Here is a 16,158-nt window from a genome sequence, read left to right as displayed (position 1 = left end):
AAGCAGCCTTGAGCAGTCATTTTAAATCCATCCACCAGTTTGAAGCCGTTTCACCCATCAGTTTGAGCGCGTTCTACCCATCAGAATATCGGCGATTCATCCATCAGTTTGTGCGGATCTGGGCGGTTGAGCGCAGGAATCCCGCGAGAATGAGCTTGACCGCGCACAGCGCAAGAAACATGGCGCCAAAAATTAGGCCGAACGGCGCCCACCACACTCCGGCAAGCCCCTCCCACAGCGCGCCTATCCCGGAATGAGAACCGGGATACAACAGCTCGTTGAGCACCGCGACCACCGCGACGCTCAAGGCGATGACTAGGACCGCAGCAGTAACAGTCAGGCAAAATGCCTCTCCCACCTGCACCCGTGCCCACGCCGCCGGTGAGGCGCCGGCCAGCCGCAGTCCGCGAACATCGCTGGCGATGCGCGAGCGCATAATGAGTGAAGTCAACACCGCACCAACGATGCTTGGGGCCACGACTGGGCCGAGAAACGCCGCGAAGACCTGCCCCGATGACAAGGTGTCTAAGTCGCCCATACTACTTTTGAACATCCTTATCCCCGAGCCGACCGCGACAATCAAGCCACCAAACAGCACCCACGGGACGATATGGGGCACGGAAAAGCGGCGGCGCACCCGCACATTGGCCCCGGCGATGCCGCATAGTCGCGTCCATTGGTCCACGGCGGGCATGAGCCATGGCGTCATGAATGCCACCAGGATGACCAGCCCCATGGAAGCGGCGATGCTATCGGCCGGCTCCTCTATCTGCAGGCAGCCGTATACGGCGCCGCCTACCAAGCCTGCGGCCACGAGGCAGCGCAGCACCACCCACACCGGGCGAGGTTCCACTCGCGGGCGAAAGACCCGGCGCAGCGGTATGAGGGCACCGCAAACCGCTGACGCCACGCACACGGACACGGCGATGCGGATGACCAGCGGGGTAATGGCCAACTCCGGCATGGGAATCCCATCGCTGCGAAAGGCCGCAGTCATGGGTTCAACCAATAGGCGCGCTGGGAAGGTCCCGATGAACGCCGCGATAGCGCTCACGGCACTGACCTGCCCCACAATGAAGCTATTGATCATCCACCCGGGCATGCCAATCATGCGCCACGAGCGGTAGACGGGTTCGCGTTCCTCAATGATCAGCCGCATCTGCGACAGCGTGATCAATACGACGGCGCAGACCGCCATGCCCAGCACGGTGCCGCCGAGCGGCCCCGTGGGATCTTCGTCCGCATCCGAGGTGGCCACCAGCATCGATACCGCCAGCGCGCACGCGGCCGATGAGACCACCATGGTCAAGGCCACGGCAAGCCATGAGAGCCAATTGCTTTGTAAGTCCTTAAGCCACACCAGCATGGTTGGCCTCCTGGAGCTCGATAATGCGGTCGGCGGCCTCCGCGGCGAGGTGCGAGTGGGTCACCATGACCACCGCGGCCCCGCCCCGTGCGGCGGTGCGGAGGTGGGTGAGGACGAGTTGGGCGGTGGCATCGTCAAGCGCGCCCGTAGGCTCATCGGCGAAGATATACGACGCACCGGCCAGCAAGGCGCGGGCGACGGCGACGCGCTGCTGCTGACCGCCGGACAGCTGCGTGGGCAAGCGGCGCTCCAGTCCGTCAAGCCCCAAAGACGCGAAGGTTTTCTGCACCTCGTCGCGGCTGCAACGCCGACCAGAAAAGTGCGCGGTCAACGTGGCATTTTTGCGGGCGTTCAGCGATTCCAGCAGGTTATAATCCTGGAATACGAAGGCGCGCTCTGTGCGGCCCGGTGCGTTGACCGTGCCGGAACTGGGCTTATCCAGCCCGGATAGCAGGTTCAACAGCGTTGTCTTGCCGCTTCCGGATGGCCCCATAATCGCGACAAATTCCCCCGGCTCGATGCTTAGGTCCACTTCGGCGAGTGCGGTATGGCTGCCGTAGCGCTTGCTCAGATTCTGTGCTTTCAACATGCCCTCCATTCCACCGGCCGTGCCCCGCACGCGCGATGGGGAAGGCTGCCCGAAAAATGGTGGGGCTAGCTCTACTGCCCCCACCCCGGCGCGGCGGCTAGGCTGAACGGATATGCGAACTGTCAAGGCCAACGGGTGGAGCCTCGTCCTCGGAATACTTGCCCTTCCGGGACTGGTGATTTCGGTGCTCATGCTGCCGTGGATTCCGCTGGTAGCCCGCGCCGCGGAGTTTATCGGCCGCTGTGGCGCGAAGTGGATGGGCGTTGATATTCCCCCGCGACGGGCCAACAGATGGTTTGATTGGCAGCAGTTTTATCACCTTTTACTACAGCTTCTTATTTGCGTGGCCTGCTTTGTCAACTGGGTCTCTGTCGGTTTTGTCGCGGGCGTACTGGTCATCGCGCCGTTTATTCCGCAGGCCGAGTTCAATGCCGGCGAGTGGACCACCGATAATCGCCCATTGATTTTTGTCGTGTGCTGGCTCGCGGCCGCCGTGCTCTTCGTCCTACTGGTGGTGCTCAACCGCCTGCTGGTCAAGGCCTCTATTTCCCTCACCCGGCTCGCGCTGAGCCCCTCCGCGGAGGAGTTGGCGGCCTCGCGCGCCACGCTTATTGATGCCTTTTCGGGCGAGCGCCGCCGCATCGAGCGCGAGCTCCACGATGGCCCCCAGCAGTACCTGACCGCGCTCAAGCTCAACCTGGCAGCAGCCAAACTCCAGTCCCCGCCCGAGGCCCAGCAGGCGCTTGCCGATGCCGAACATAACGCCACCCAAGCCCTATCCGCCCTGCGCGCTACCGTGCGCGGCATTGCGCCACAGGTGCTTTTCGATGACGGCCTCATCCCCGCCCTCGATGAGCTCTTGGCCCACAGCGGGCTCGACGCGGAACTGCACATCGAAGGCGCGGAACGATCGATTGGGGAAACGACGGCGCTACTGGCCTACCACGCGGTAGCAGAGGCGCTGACCAACGCCTCAACCCACGGCGCGGCCACCGCCGCCACCGTGTCCATCTCTTTTGGCGACGATCTTCACCTCAGCATCCGCGATAACGGCTCCGGTGGCTTCTCTACAGGAGTAGGCCCTAGCGCGTCCGACCCCGCGCACTCCCGGGTCGACGCTGGTACCCGCACCGATACGGGTGGCGAATCGACTACCGCAAAGACCACCGGTGCAACCGCGGGCACTGGCCTGGCCGGGCTGCGCGAGCGGGCCGCGGCGCTCGGCGGCAGCGTCGACTTCTCCCCCGCGCACGCAGAAGGACAAGGAGCAACATTGACCATGTCACTACCGCTAAAGGAGGCCCGATGAAACTCTTATTGGCAGAAGATTCTGCCCTTTTGCGCGCCGGGCTGGAACAGCTTTTGGCGGCACTGGGCCATAGCGTGACCGCCGTCAACGATGCGGAAGAATTGCGCGCCTGCGCAGGCAGCGATGACTTCGATCTGATCATTAGCGATGTCCGCATGCCGCCCACCATGAGCGATGATGGGCTGCGCGCCGTGCACGATGTGCGAGCAGCAGACCCGTCGCAACCGGTGGTGGTACTCAGCCAGTACGTGGCGGCAAGCTACTTGGACCGGCTCTTAGAACACGGCGGATTCGGCTACCTGCTCAAAGAGCGCGTATCCGATGTGGATGAATTCGTGCACACCCTTGAGGAAGTGGCAGGCGGCGGCACCGTCGTCGACCCAGAAGTGGTCACCGCCCTGCTCTCCGCGCGGCGCACGGGGCTGAGCCAGCTAACCGCCCGCGAACGCGAGGTTTTGGGGCTGATGGCGCAGGGATTGAGCAACCAAGAAATCGAAGACAAGCTGGTATTAACCGCTGGGGCGGTAAGCAAGCACGTCTCCAATGTTTTTCTCAAGCTCGGGTTTCGGCCCGAAGACGCCAATCGCCGCGTCAAGGCCGTGCTGATGTGGCTGCGCCACACCGAACGCTAAAGGATGGGTGCTTACGCGCTCTTCGTGGAGTTGATGACCGCCGCGCGCCAGAGTGTGTACTCGTCAGGGAAATCCTCGCGGTAGTTTTTCACCGCGCGGATGCCGTGCTCGACGGAAGCGATGACCTCATCGATGGAGTCCTCCTCGCCCTCTGCATCCACGAAGATGACCGGGCCGCTGATAGCGCGGATGGGGTCTTGCAAAAAGGCGGAGTTTCCCGTGTCCGCGGCATTGCGCGCCAGGGATGCAACCGGGTTGGGCTCGGCGCCTTCCTGCTTGGCTTCTGGGTTATACAGCGCGGCGTAGGTCGTACCGTCATCTTGAAAGACGACGGAGACGCGATCCTCGGTGGTGCCGCCCAAGAACTGGTTGGCGTGTTCTAATTCGAACTCGATTTTTCGGCGCGTGAGATCGGGGTTGACGAGGAAACCAACGGTCATGAGAGAAAGCTCCTTTAAAGCGGAGAGGGCGTGAACGCGTTAAACGTTACCGCCGACTCCCCCACCCCGCAGTGCGAGGAAAAAGAACTTTAGGTTAACTGTGGCTCTTCCACGTCCAGTTGCGTATCGGTGCCGATACCCAGGCCCGACGGCTCAGCACCCTCATGAATGAGCTGGGCGCCGAGGGCAGCAATCATCACGCCGTTATCGGTGCACAGATTAAACCGCGGCACGCGCAGCTCCACACCAGCGGCCTTGCAGCGCTCGGCGGCCAGCTCCCGCAGCCGGGAATTGGCCACGACGCCGCCACCGAGCAGGAGCACCTTCGCCCCGGTATCCTCGCAGGCGCGAATGGCCTTGGCGGTGAGCACATCGGCCACAGCTTCTTGGAACGAGGCGCATACATCCTCCACGGAGATGGTCTCGTCGGCCTTTTCGGCGCGCTCCACATAGCGCGCAACGGAGGTCTTTAGCCCCGAGAACGAGAAATCATGCCGGTGCTCGCCGCGCAGGTCCTCGGCGCGCGACATGCCGCGCGGGAAATCAATGGTGGGTTTTCCGCGGCTAGCCAGCTTATCGATGACCGGTCCACCCGGGTACCCCAGCCCTAGGAGGCGGGAGACTTTGTCGTAGGCTTCACCGGCGGCATCGTCAAGCGTGGAGCCCAATTCGCGCATGGGCTTTCCCACGGCCTCGACCTCGAGCAACTGCGTGTGCCCGCCGGAGACCAGCAGCGCAACCGAGTGCGGCAGGCTCTCGCCCTCGAGGTTGGCCACGGCCACGTGGCCGCCGAGGTGGTTGACGCCATAAAAAGGCACGCCCCACGCGGCGGCATAGGCCTTGGCAGCGGAAGCGCCGACGAGCAGGGCGCCGGCCAGGCCCGGGCCCACGGTGGCGGCAATGGCATCGGGCTTATCGATGCCCGCCTCATCCAACGCCGCCCGCATCACCTGCGGCATGGCCTCCAGGTGCGCGCGGGAGGCAATTTCGGGCACGACGCCGCCAAAGCGCGCGTGCTGCTGCATCGACGAAGCAACGGCATTGGCGAGGATCTCCATATGGCCGTTCTGGTCCAGCTCGACGATGCCCACCCCGGTCTCATCACAGGAGGACTCGATGCCCATGACCTTCATTACTGCTCCTTTGCTTCGCGCTGGCTTGCTTGTGGCGACTGGCTGGGGCGCACCATGACGTGCGCATCCGCGCCGGAGGGCTGGTAATAATTGCGGCGGATTCCCTCGATGCTAAAGCCATAGCGCCGGTATAGCTCGATGGCGGAATCGTTTCCCACCCGCACCTCTAAGAAGATGGGCGCGCTTTTTAAGTCCGCGATATAGCAAATATTGTCCATCATCATGCGCGCGATGCCGCGGCGCTGGGCCTGCGGATCGACGCCGATGGTGTGGATTTCAAACTCTGGATCTGCGGCTGGGCCCATCATGCCGATGCCGGCATAGCCCAATAAGACCGGATCCTCGCCCTCCTCTGGCGCTGTGGGATCGAGGGCGCCTTCCACCCCGAGGTAGAAGTTGAAGGGCTGGGCCATTTCTTGCTCAAATACTGCTTCCGTCCACGGGGTTTCACCGGGAAATAGCACCTTTTCCAGCTCGGCGCAGCGCGGCGCATCGGCGGGGGTGAGCTCGCGCAGGTTCACAGGCGCACCTCTGGAATGGCCGCGGAAAGCTGCTGCTTTTTGGGCGGAACCGCATCGGGGCGGCGCAGGTACATGGGCACGAATGGCGCCGGTTCTGCGTCGAGCCGCGCGACGGCCACCAAGCCCTCGGCGGTGGGTGCGCCCTCGCTACGCGGCAGCGTGGCGAGTTCTTCCGGCAGCTGGTCAGCCAGTTTTTCTGGAATGATGATCTGCGCGATCCCCTCCAGGGTGAGATCCCCCGGCTTCGCTACCTCTGGGCCCATAAGGCGTTGCCCCGCGCGGTAGGTGGCCCAATAAATTTCCTTGCGCCGGGCATCGGTGGCGACCAGCGCCGCGTCCTTTTCATTCGCCCCTGCTAGCGCGGTATGCGCGATGGCATCGTGGGTGCAGACGCCGTGGAGGGGGATGGAGAGGGCATCGGCAAGCGCCGATGCCGTGGACATGCCAACGCGCAAGCCGGTAAAGGGGCCAGGCCCCATGCCTGCAACGATGGCGTCGAGGTTACCGAGCTCAAGCCCGGCCTCGCTCATCACCTCGAGGATGGTGGGCATGAGCCGTTCATTGTGCGCGCGCGTATCGGCCAGAACTCGCTGCGTGGTCTGCCCAGACTCGGTATCGACTACCCCGGTGACCAGGGCGGTCGTCGCCGTATCAATGGCTAGCACGCGCATTAGCCGACAAGCTTCCACACGCCGTTATCGCTCTGGAAGGTCAGCGGCTGGGAGCCCTGGACCAGCGGGACCCCACCGTCAAGGCCGTGGCCCTGCTGCTCCATAGCCTTGACCTGCGCGTTGATCATCTCGCAGACCTCAACCTCGGAGGAATCCAATTCCTCTACATAGGGCTCGACGTTGTGGCCCAGCGCCATGACGTAGCTCTTGCCTTCGGGGACAACACCGTCCTCGAAGGTGATGTCATCAGGATTCGGGGCGGCTTCCTTGACCTTATCTTCTGCCATGCCCGGGCAGATGAAGCCGAAGGCATTGTAGTCGGCGCCGTAGACATCCGAAGGAATGAGAGACATTACCTCGAGGTTCCGCGGGGCGTGCTGCAAAGTCGTAGTGAGGTTGCCCTCCAAGGAATCCTCATCACGCAGGGTAGCCCCGGCAACGAGCACCATCATCACAATGATAAACAGCGCGATAATGGTTGTGGTCAGGTTGCGAGCAAATTTAGTCATGGGGTGAGTAAAGCTCCTCGAGTCAAGGGGGTCATATAAGTGCAAATGGGAAGTGATTGTCAACTCTATTACCGAGGCTACTCGGCGGCTAACAAACACTCACCCACGGGGTAGTGCCTGCCAGTGTAGGCGGCTTACCCAGTGGGTGAATAATTAGCGCGGGACATACGGGGCTAAAGCAATAACAATAGCAGCACCTGAGCGGCGATAATCTTGCCAATGATGGTGGTCGGATACACCGTTGCCCAGCCGCGCCCAGCAAGCTCCGTTCCGGTTTGGCCCCGGATATAGGCAAACACGGCCGGGTTCGTGGTCATGCCGGCCGCACAACCCATGGCCTCGTCCCACTTCAAGCCCAGCACCAGCATGCCGATGACGCCGATGAGAATGGCCGATACCAAGGTAATGATAAAGCCGACGCCGATGATGGTCAGCGAGGACGGATCCGTAAGGGCATCGCGGAACGACGCGCCTGCCGATGTCCCCACGCCCGCCAAGAAGAGTGTCAGCCCCAGGTTCGAGAGGGTTTCCCTGGTATGGAAGGGCATCTGCCAATTGATGGGGCCGGTGCGGTTCAGATAGCCGAGGATTAGACCAACCACAACGGGACCGCCACCGAAGCCCAGCTGCAGGGTCGATCCGCCCGGCATAGGGATGGGAATAAGGCCCAGAAGCATTCCCAAGGTCAAACCGATGGACATGGACAATAGGTCAGCATTGCCGAGCGCCGTTTCGGAATCGCCCAAGTATTTGCGCACCTCGCGCACGTGGTGCGGGCTACACACCACGCGCACGCGGTCGGAGTAATTCAGCACCATATCTGGGTGCGGGACCTCATCGCTATCGCCCTTGCGCACGCGCGCGATGATGAATCCATGCTCGAGCGCATCGATATCGCGGATGCGCTTGCCCGCAATTTGCGGATTAGACACGGTTATCCGCTTAAATTCCAGGCCCGCCTCTGGGGTGAGCTCGACGGGGTATTCCTCACCGAGCACCTCGATGGCACCGGCGACGTCTTTTTCGGAGCCATTAATAAGGAATGCTTCGCCCTTGCGCAGGGGCATATCCGGCTGCGCCAGCCGGTGGTGCTCCATATCGGAAATCTCGCGGGTGGCCACCACGCTGTGCCCGGTAACTTGATACAGGTGCCCGGCCGTATCCGGGAAGTCTTTGGTCAGCCGCACGCCTTTAGCCACCAGCGGGGCGGGAATCATCCCCTCTTCCTTGGCGTCTGCCTCATGGTCCACCTTCAGTATTTTCGCGCCGATGGCGGCGACCAGGATCGCGCCGATGACCGCGCCCGGATAAGCCAGCGAATAACCGACGACCGGGGTGGAGTTGCCCAGCATATCCACCACCGCCGCCATACCTGGCGTGGACGACAGCGAACCGGCAAACATACCGGCGGCCACATCGGTTTCGAGGCCGAATACGCGAATGAGCCCGAAGCCTACGCCCACGAGCAGGACCAACATGCCGATCATAAAGACGGTCAGCTTCCAGCCGCGGGTAGCAAATTCGCGAACGAACGACGGCCCGAAATTAAGGCCGATGGCATAAACAAAAATGGCCAAGCCGAATTGATACACCAGCGGTGGAATCTGGATATCCGGATTGGCGGTAGAAAGCCCAAGCGCCACGAACATCGCGGCCGCGGCGCCCAAAGAGATGCCAAAGAATTTGATTTTGCCGATGGCCAAACCGATGGCCATGATGGCAAAAAGGGCGAGCAAAGGACTGGAGGCTAGGAGATCTAACACCCTTCAAGGATCCCGCACCTTAAATACCTAAAGCAACTTGACGCCCTAAGATATCCATCACTTATACCTTCAAATTAATGAGGCCCAGCTAATCATTGTGGCGCCACGACCAGCTGACGCGGCGCACGTCCTCATCGGCGCCGGCGAACTCCGCCGGTTCGCGGTCGATGCTGACAAAGAGGTAGGAATCCGCAATCTGCTCGATAAGGCCGCCGCCCCATTCGGCGACGACGACGGCATCGGCAAGCTCGGTATCCAAGTCCAAGGCATCCAGCTCCCCCAGGGGATCGCCGGAATTGGCCCCGCCCTCATCCAAGAGGCGGTACGCATCCACGTGCACCAGGTCCGGTCCCCCAACCTGGGAGCGGTGCACGCGGGCGATCACGAACGTGGGCGAGGTAACGCGGCCTTTAACCTGCATCCCCTGGGCTATGCCTTGGGTGAAGGTGGTCTTGCCCGCGCCCAATGGGCCATCCAAGATGACGACATCGCCAGCTTCCAGCGCTGCGCCCAGTTCCTTGCCGCAGGCGTGGGTCTGTTCCACCGTTGCCAGATCGCGGGTTCCAGACTCCGGAAAATTACTGCGCATCGGCCCCTCCTATATATTCGCGTTCGGTGCGGCCGGTGGGTCGGCACACCACTTCATAGTTGATGGTGCCCACGGCATCAGCAAGCTCGGTGGCAGACATGCCACCCTGTCCAAAGATGGTCACCTCATCACCGGGGGCAATACCGTGCGGGTTATCTCCTAGATCCACTACTATTTGGTCCATGCACACCCGGCCTACCTGGGGATACAGCCGCCCGCCGATGCCCACCTGAAGGTGGCCCTGGTACGCGCGCGGCAGGCCATCGGCATAACCACAATCCACCGTGGCCAGGAACCCTGGCTTATCCGCGCTCCACGTGCGCCCGTAGCTGGTGGCCTCATTCTTATCAATTGGCTTGACCCCGAAGACATTTCCGGACCAGGTCATTGCCGGGCGCAAGCCATGGTCCCGCCCCGCTATGGGCTCGAGCCCATAGCACGCGATACCCACCCGCACCTGGTCAAAGTGCGCCGATGGGCGCGAGAGCGTGGCCGGCGAATTAGCCAAATGATTGACCGGACACTCCAGACCCGCCGCGCGCGCCGCATCCAGGGCGCGCCGAAACTCTTCTTCCTGGGTGTCATTATGCGCATTATCCGGATCATCCGCGCAGGCAAAGTGGGACATGAGGCCCAGCACGGTGATATGCGGGGCTTCCCGCAGCAGCGCGAAAACCTCATCCCAGTCCGCCTTATCCACCCCGGAGCGGTGCATTCCGGTTTCAACCTTGATATAGATTTCGGCGGGAATCTCTGCTTCTACCAGCTTCTGCGCCTGCGCCGGGGAATTGACCGCAATCTGGATGCCAGAGGCCAGGGCCTCTTCAAGCACCTGATCCGACTGCCAGATCCATGCCGCAATGGGCGAATCGACCCCCATGCGCCGCAGCTGCACTGCTTCTGTCAGCGTGGCGACGCCAATGGAATCCGCCCCCGCTTCCAGCATCACGGGCACGACCTTTTCTACGCCATGCCTGTAAGCATCCGCCTTCACCACGCACATCAACTTGACGTCTGGGCCGATCTTCTCCTTAATCAGCCGCACATTATGCGCGATGGCAGCAAGGTCAATTGTGGTTTTCAGCATGCCACTATTGTGCCACTTTCCACCCGCGCGCTGAATTTACTCCACATACACCAAACCCCACTCCCCTCGGCCCCTCTTGATCAGCAGGCAAAGAAGAAGCAACCGACGAATTCGCCCACTGCACTAAAACAGAAGAACTTGCAGCCGCCTCGAAATTACCACCTACAGTAGAACCTACTACCATCAAACCGAGCGCCCGAAGAAAACCGACCTACTTAATTCGCGAAGCAACCCGATCCCCCATGATCACAAGACCCAAAAACATGCCAATACCAAGCATAATGGTCACGGTGAAAACAACCTCGCTATTAACATCCACCCTTGCCCATAAAACAACTAGATTAACGACGGATCCCAGAGCAAAGTAGACAGCAAGAAGCATGAAATAAAAGGAAGTAGAACGATGTGCTGCCTTCCAAGCTTCTCGAGAACTTAACGTGTTAGACGTCATGATACCAGGCATCCTGCTGTAATCCCATGACTTAAAGCTTCCCTTGGGTGACTCCTTAGAGATGAAGAAGCACAACAAACTCAAAACATTAAAAACAATAATGATAAAAACTGTCGAAACAAGCATTAAAGTCTCTTTTCCGCCCTTTGGAACATTTCCGGCCTAAGCAATAGCAAATTTAAATACGAGATACTCGCCAGCATGAATTAATCTGGCACGTGGGATCTATAGCGCCGACGCCCCACTTCGACACCTCCAAAGTAAATAGTAGCGGACCCTAAGTACATCACGAGGGCGCCCGTCATCACCATAGAGAAACTAATCAACCCCATAAAAACAGCTATGCCTAGTGAAAGGCAATCCCGACAAATAGCAAAATTACTTTCGCCCGCACATTAGAAATCCAAGCTGCTGCCAACAATAATTCGAGCAACAGAGTACCCCAAGTTAGCGCAACCACGGGCCCGACCCCCGAAAAGTGGACACGTCGGGGGTTAGCTATGCTGCTTTGGACGGTGTAGCTGAAGTCTCGGTTTCAAAGACATCAGGAGCTACGAGATTGCACCAGGAGTGGCGCCTGCGGGTGTTGTAGCGCATGCACCACCGGAAGACCTCTTGGCGACAGCTAATTGGGTTGTCAAAGACTTTCCGATCACGTAGCACTTCACGTTTTAAGGTGGCGTTAAATGATTCTGCCAGGGCGTTATCAGCACTCGTTCCTACCGCTCCCATGGATTGGCGTACACCTAACGACGAGCAGTAGTTTCTAAAGGCTTGTGAGGTGTACACACTGCCGTGATCGGAATGGAAAATAGCCCCGTCAAGACTGCCACGCACATGGTGTGCGTGGGCTAGAGCATCGATAACTAGTGAGACACGCATGTGGTCTGCGAGTGCATAACCTGCAAGTTTACGCGAATAGGTGTCAATGACTGTGGCCAAATACATGTTCTTGCCGCCCTTGCACGGCAGGTAGGTAATGTCGCCGACATAAACACAGTTCGGCGTATCAGCGGTAAATGTACGGCCTAGTAAATCCGGCATGACGCGGTGACCAGGCTTGCGCCTGGTAGTAATGCATCGACGCCGTTTGCTAAAGCCTTTTAGTCCCATGGATTTCATGATGCGTGCAACTTTCTTGTGATTGACCGGGGTATACGCCGTGTCTTCCTTAAGGCTTGCGGCGATGCGTTTAGCCCCGTAAAGACCATGCTCATCATCGAAGATGGTCTTTATTCTTGCACCAATAAGACCGTCGGAATACATCTTTAACCTGCGTTCTTGACGGGTGTGGACCCATTTGTAGAACGAGGAACGATTCAGCTTTAACACATCGCACATCCGCTTAACCGAGTACTCGGTTCGGTGGTCATCGACAAACTGGAAGCGGATCACCAGTGAGTCTCTTCGGCAAAATACTTAGCAGCCTTACGCAGGATATCGCGTTCTTCGCGCAGCTTCGCGTTTTCTTTCTCTAGCTGTCGGATCCGTTCGGAATCATTCGCCGCTTGGGCTTTCTCGTGCATGGCTTTTATGCGGGCACGTTTGCCGGTGCCGTACTTTTTGACCCAAGAATGCAGCGAGGCTCGATTGATGCCGAGCTCTGCTGATGCTGAGTTCAACGAGAGGTCCTCATTGTTTTCATAGAGGGCCACAGCATCGCGTTTGAACTGTTCGGAGTACCTGGACATGGTGGTAGATTACCTTTCTTCCCAGCTCGACTGGGCTGGATATCAGGTGTCCACCAAATGGGGGTCAGGTCCTATGCCGGCGGAATGACCATTCGGGATATCCAGCACCATATGGCAACTGCGATGCGGGTTGATATCTCCCATGAGACGATTTCAGCGGTTACAGACGCAGTCTTGGATGAGGTCATGATCTGGCAAAACCGCCAGTTAGACGAGTTCTACCCAGTCATTTTCCTGGATGCACTACGTATTAAAGTCCGCGACGGCGGCCGAGTAGTCAACAAGAGTGCTTATATGGCCATCGGCGTGGATTTAGATGGCATCAAACACATCCTGGGATTGTGGATTGCCAAAGAAGAAGGTGCTTCCTTTTGGGCACACGTGTGCGCCAACTTATCTAACCGTGGGGTCAAAGACGTCTTTATTGTCTGCTGTGACGGGCTGAAAGGCCTACCAGAGGCAGTGGAGGCAACCTGGCCGAATTCAATGATACAAACCTGTATCCTGCACCTGATTCGCGCCGCAAACCGATGGGTAGCCTACGGGGATCGCCGGGCTGTATCAGCCACGTTGAAAAAGATCTACACCGCCGCAGACGAGTCCACAGCTAAGGCGGCCTTAGACGAATTCGAGTCTTCCGAGCTAGGTGAGAAGTATCCCCGCTCAGTCAAGGTCTGGCAGGACGCATGGGGCCGGTTTGTCCCGTTTCTGCAGTTCCCGCCAGCAGCCAGGAAGGTCATCTATAGGGCCCGACCCCCGACGTGTCCACTTTTCGGGGGTCGGCCCCCCGATTAACTCATAAAGTTCTGGCTCATACTCACCAGCTTCGACCTTGGAAATCGCCGCGAGTACCTGGGAGACACCGAAAATGTCTGCTATCACATCAGTTTCATTCCAAGCGAGGTCTTGCGGCAGGTACGCTACCGATTCCGGCTTTTCCACCGTCCCCGCAGTGGCTGGAATATTTCCTAGTATGACCTCTAAAAGAGTTATCTTTCCTGCACCATTATCCCCAATTAGCGCAGTTAAAGGGCCAGAAAAGGCACCGTTTAGGCTGCTAAAGCAGGTTTGACCATCTGGCCAAACTAACGAAAGGTCATTCAATAAAATAGGCATGCTTAAATCCGTTCTTTATCTTGTGTCTTACGCGAAACCACGACGGATGAGCACTGCCCACTCCTTTCACCGGCAACTATTGCTGCGAAAAGTATAGCAATTTCAAGCCTAGAAAAGCGAAAGCCCCCTTTTTCTTCCCGCGCAAGAAAATGCAGCAGGAAGAAAAGGGGCTTGGCTAATGCCGTGCAGTTGTGGATTACTCCACGGTCACGGACTTGGCCAGGTTACGTGGCTGGTCCACGTCGTAGCCCTTTGACTTTGCCACGTGCGCGGCAAAGATCTGCAGGGGCACGGTTGCGAGGAGCGGCTGCATCAACGTCGGCGCCTTTGGCACGCGGATAACGTGGTTAGCGTAATCCTCTACCGCGGTATCGCCTTCTTCGGCGATCACGATGGTGATAGCACCGCGGGCGCGGATTTCCTGGATATTGGAAACCACCTTGGAATGCAGCGAATCGCGCCCGCGCGGAGACGGCACGATGACGAAGACCGGCTGGCCCTCCTCAATAAGCGCAATTGGGCCGTGCTTGAGCTCGCCTGCGGCAAAACCTTCCGCGTGCAGGTAGGCGATCTCCTTGAGCTTCAGCGCGCCTTCAAGGGCAACCGGGAAGCCCACGTGGCGGCCCAAAAAGAGCACGGATTCCGCATCCTTCATGGAGTTAGCCAGGCCGGCTACCTGCTGTTCTTCATCGATGACGCTTTGTACCTTATCCGGCATATTGCGCAGCTCAGCAAGAACCCCCTGAATTTCATCAGAGAACATATTGCCGCGCAGCTGTGCCAGGTACAGGCCCAGCAGGTAGGTCGCGGTAATCTGCGCCAAGAAAGCCTTGGTTGAGGCCACCGCGATTTCGGGACCCGCGTGGGTGTAGAGCGCCGCATCGGATTCGCGCGGAATGGACGAGCCCTGCGTATTGCAGATGGCGATGACCTTCGCTCCCTGCTGGCGGGCGTGGCGCACGGCCATCAGGGTATCCATGGTCTCGCCGGACTGGGACAAGGCCACGACCAAGGTCTTCTCGTTGACGATCGGATCGCGGTAGCGGAACTCGTGGGCGAGCTCGACCTCGGTGGGGATGCGGCACCAGTGCTCGATGGCGTAGCGCGCCACATGGCCGGCATAGGCCGCCGTGCCGCAGGCGATCACGATGATCTTATCGATGGACTTTAAGACCGATTCATCGATGCGCAAGTCATCCAAGGTCAGCTGGCCCTGCTCATCAAAGCGGCCCAACAGGGTATCGCGCACGGCGGCGGGCTGATCGTGGATTTCCTTTTCCATAAAGGAATCAAAGCCACCCTTTTCAGCGGCGGCCGCATCCCACTTGATCTCAAAGGACTTGCCCTCGGTGGGGTTACCGTCGTAGTCAGTAATGACCACATCGTCAGCAGTGATGGTGACCACCTGGTCATTGTCCATTTCCACTGCGGACTTGGTGTAGTCAATAAAGCCCGAGACGTCAGAGCCCAAGAAGTTCTCGCCCTCGCCCAAGCCGATGACCAAGGGCGAATCACGGCGGGCAGCAACGATGCGATCCGGCTGGTCAGCGTGAATGGCCAGCAGGGTAAACGCACCGTCGAGGCGCTTAGCGGTCAACTGCATTGCCTTAGTAAGGTCACCGGCGGCGTCGTTGTGGAAAACATCGCCAAGCAAGGCCGCGGCAACTTCAGTATCGGTTTCAGAAACGAAGTTGTAGCCCTTGTTCAACAACTCGGTGCGCAGCTCCGCGAAGTTTTCGATGATGCCGTTGTGCACCACGGCCAGCTTGCCACCGTCAACGACGTGCGGGTGCGCATTGAGATCGGTCGGACCACCGTGCGTGGCCCAACGGGTGTGCCCGATTCCCAAAACTGAATCCTTCAGCGGACGGGCTGCGATCTCATCGTCCAAGGCAGCAACCTTACCCGCCTTCTTCCGCCAGCTAATCTCCCCATCGGCGTACATCGCCACACCAGCGGAGTCATAGCCGCGGTATTCCAGTCTGTGCAGACCTTCCACGACTACATCCAGAGCGAAGTATTCGCGGTCACCGCTAGCGTGACCAACATATCCAACAATTCCACACATAAAAAGGAATCCTACCTCATTGGTCAACACGAACCGGGGGTTGGACTAGGGGCCTGTTATTTATGGCCGCATACTAATTCGGGCCGTTTATAGTTACTGAAAACTGGCCTGCACACCGCTAGTTTTTGCCCGTTCGGTGAGCAACCCTCCCGCGCTGCAGCTGACCGGGAACGCGGGAGAAGAAGGGGCATCGGCAAGCAGCCGCGCCCCTTCCCCACCAGAC

The 16,158-nt window shown here is 59.2% G+C and carries 16 protein-coding genes and 1 pseudogene; 3 read left to right on the top strand and 14 right to left on the bottom strand.

What is annotated here, in order from left to right:
* Nucleotides 1–103 precede the first annotated feature (103 nt).
* Together EL217_RS02320 and EL217_RS02315 are read right to left on the bottom strand one after the other, a co-directional pair.
* Nucleotides 104–1,366 carry an FtsX-like permease family protein gene (locus tag EL217_RS02320; protein WP_126318342.1) on the bottom strand — a complete coding sequence of 421 codons (1,263 nt, stop codon included), beginning with the start codon at nt 1,364–1,366 and terminating at the stop codon, nt 104–106.
* Nucleotides 1,350–1,955 (bottom strand): ABC transporter ATP-binding protein, encoded by a 606-nt coding sequence (locus EL217_RS02315; protein WP_126318340.1) that lies wholly within the window; start codon nt 1,953–1,955, stop codon nt 1,350–1,352. The genes EL217_RS02320 and EL217_RS02315 overlap by 17 nt, the downstream gene beginning before the upstream one ends.
* Before the next feature lie 112 nt (nt 1,956–2,067).
* Between EL217_RS02315 and EL217_RS02310 the strand changes: the two genes are divergently transcribed.
* Together EL217_RS02310 and EL217_RS02305 are read left to right on the top strand one after the other, a co-directional pair.
* Complete coding sequence (locus tag EL217_RS02310) at nt 2,068–3,264, top strand: sensor histidine kinase (protein WP_126318338.1); 1,197 nt, start codon at nt 2,068–2,070, stop codon at nt 3,262–3,264.
* Nucleotides 3,261–3,896, top strand: a complete 636-nt coding sequence (locus tag EL217_RS02305) for a response regulator (RefSeq protein WP_005277175.1) — start codon at nt 3,261–3,263, stop codon at nt 3,894–3,896. Before EL217_RS02310 ends, EL217_RS02305 begins: the two co-directional genes overlap by 4 nt.
* 11 nt (nt 3,897–3,907) lie before the next feature.
* Here the strand turns inward: EL217_RS02305 and EL217_RS02300 are convergent, their stop codons facing one another.
* From EL217_RS02300 to EL217_RS02255, 10 genes are all read right to left on the bottom strand, one after another.
* Nucleotides 3,908–4,336, bottom strand: a complete 429-nt coding sequence (locus EL217_RS02300) for a hypothetical protein (RefSeq protein WP_005277173.1) — start codon at nt 4,334–4,336, stop codon at nt 3,908–3,910.
* An 89-nt stretch (nt 4,337–4,425) separates the two neighbouring features.
* Complete coding sequence (tsaD, locus tag EL217_RS02295) at nt 4,426–5,469, bottom strand: tRNA (adenosine(37)-N6)-threonylcarbamoyltransferase complex transferase subunit TsaD (protein ID WP_126318336.1); 1,044 nt, start codon at nt 5,467–5,469, stop codon at nt 4,426–4,428.
* The gene (gene rimI / locus EL217_RS02290) at nt 5,469–5,990 is read right to left on the bottom strand and encodes a ribosomal protein S18-alanine N-acetyltransferase (RefSeq protein ID WP_126318334.1); all 522 of its coding nucleotides are present in this window, start codon (nt 5,988–5,990) and stop codon (nt 5,469–5,471) included. Before rimI ends, tsaD begins: the two co-directional genes overlap by 1 nt.
* The gene (tsaB, locus tag EL217_RS02285) at nt 5,987–6,661 is read right to left on the bottom strand and encodes a tRNA (adenosine(37)-N6)-threonylcarbamoyltransferase complex dimerization subunit type 1 TsaB (protein ID WP_126318332.1); all 675 of its coding nucleotides are present in this window, start codon (nt 6,659–6,661) and stop codon (nt 5,987–5,989) included. Before tsaB ends, rimI begins: the two co-directional genes overlap by 4 nt.
* Nucleotides 6,661–7,170 carry a hypothetical protein gene (locus tag EL217_RS02280; protein WP_126318330.1) on the bottom strand — a complete coding sequence of 170 codons (510 nt, stop codon included), beginning with the start codon at nt 7,168–7,170 and terminating at the stop codon, nt 6,661–6,663. The genes tsaB and EL217_RS02280 overlap by 1 nt, the downstream gene beginning before the upstream one ends.
* Nucleotides 7,171–7,343: 173 nt before the next feature.
* A complete protein-coding gene (locus EL217_RS02275) occupies nt 7,344–8,933 on the bottom strand; it encodes an aspartate:alanine exchanger family transporter (protein WP_126318328.1) in 1,590 nt (529 codons plus the stop codon).
* A gap of 88 nt (nt 8,934–9,021) precedes the next feature.
* The gene (tsaE, locus tag EL217_RS02270; RefSeq protein ID WP_126318326.1) at nt 9,022–9,522 is read right to left on the bottom strand and encodes a tRNA (adenosine(37)-N6)-threonylcarbamoyltransferase complex ATPase subunit type 1 TsaE; all 501 of its coding nucleotides are present in this window, start codon (nt 9,520–9,522) and stop codon (nt 9,022–9,024) included.
* On the bottom strand, nt 9,512–10,609 hold the full coding sequence (alr, locus tag EL217_RS02265; protein WP_126318324.1) for an alanine racemase: 1,098 nt from the start codon (nt 10,607–10,609) through the stop codon (nt 9,512–9,514). Before alr ends, tsaE begins: the two co-directional genes overlap by 11 nt.
* A 211-nt stretch (nt 10,610–10,820) precedes the next feature.
* The gene (locus tag EL217_RS02260; protein WP_126318322.1) at nt 10,821–11,186 is read right to left on the bottom strand and encodes an SdpI family protein; all 366 of its coding nucleotides are present in this window, start codon (nt 11,184–11,186) and stop codon (nt 10,821–10,823) included.
* Nucleotides 11,187–11,558: 372 nt separating this feature from the next.
* Nucleotides 11,559–12,751 (bottom strand): IS3 family transposase gene (locus EL217_RS02255; RefSeq protein WP_126318320.1). Its coding sequence is split into 2 segments (ribosomal slippage): nt 11,559–12,472 and nt 12,472–12,751, totalling 1,194 coding nucleotides; the frame shifts between segments, so codons are not numbered across the junction.
* Between the two features lie 66 nt (nt 12,752–12,817).
* Here EL217_RS02255 and EL217_RS02250 point away from each other — a divergent pair.
* Nucleotides 12,818–13,495 (top strand): annotated as a pseudogene (locus EL217_RS02250) (IS256 family transposase); the annotation flags it as partial.
* On the opposite strand, the gene EL217_RS02245 reads toward EL217_RS02250, so the two are convergent.
* Together EL217_RS02245 and glmS are read right to left on the bottom strand one after the other, a co-directional pair.
* Nucleotides 13,415–13,867: an ATP-binding cassette domain-containing protein gene (locus tag EL217_RS02245; protein ID WP_232018366.1), complete on the bottom strand. Its 453-nt coding sequence runs from the start codon at nt 13,865–13,867 to the stop codon at nt 13,415–13,417. The pseudogene EL217_RS02250 and the gene EL217_RS02245 overlap by 81 nt on opposite strands.
* Before the next feature lie 196 nt (nt 13,868–14,063).
* Entirely contained in the window at nt 14,064–15,935 is a 1,872-nt protein-coding gene (glmS, locus tag EL217_RS02240) for a glutamine--fructose-6-phosphate transaminase (isomerizing) (RefSeq protein ID WP_023030137.1), read from the bottom strand.
* Between the last annotated feature and the right edge of the window lie 223 nt (nt 15,936–16,158).

The organism is Corynebacterium segmentosum (assembly GCF_900637825.1).
In the GTDB taxonomy this organism is placed as follows: Bacteria; Actinomycetota; Actinomycetes; order Mycobacteriales; family Mycobacteriaceae; genus Corynebacterium; species Corynebacterium accolens.
Note: the sequence above shows the minus strand (reverse complement) of the source record. Positions and strands in the feature narration are given on the sequence as shown.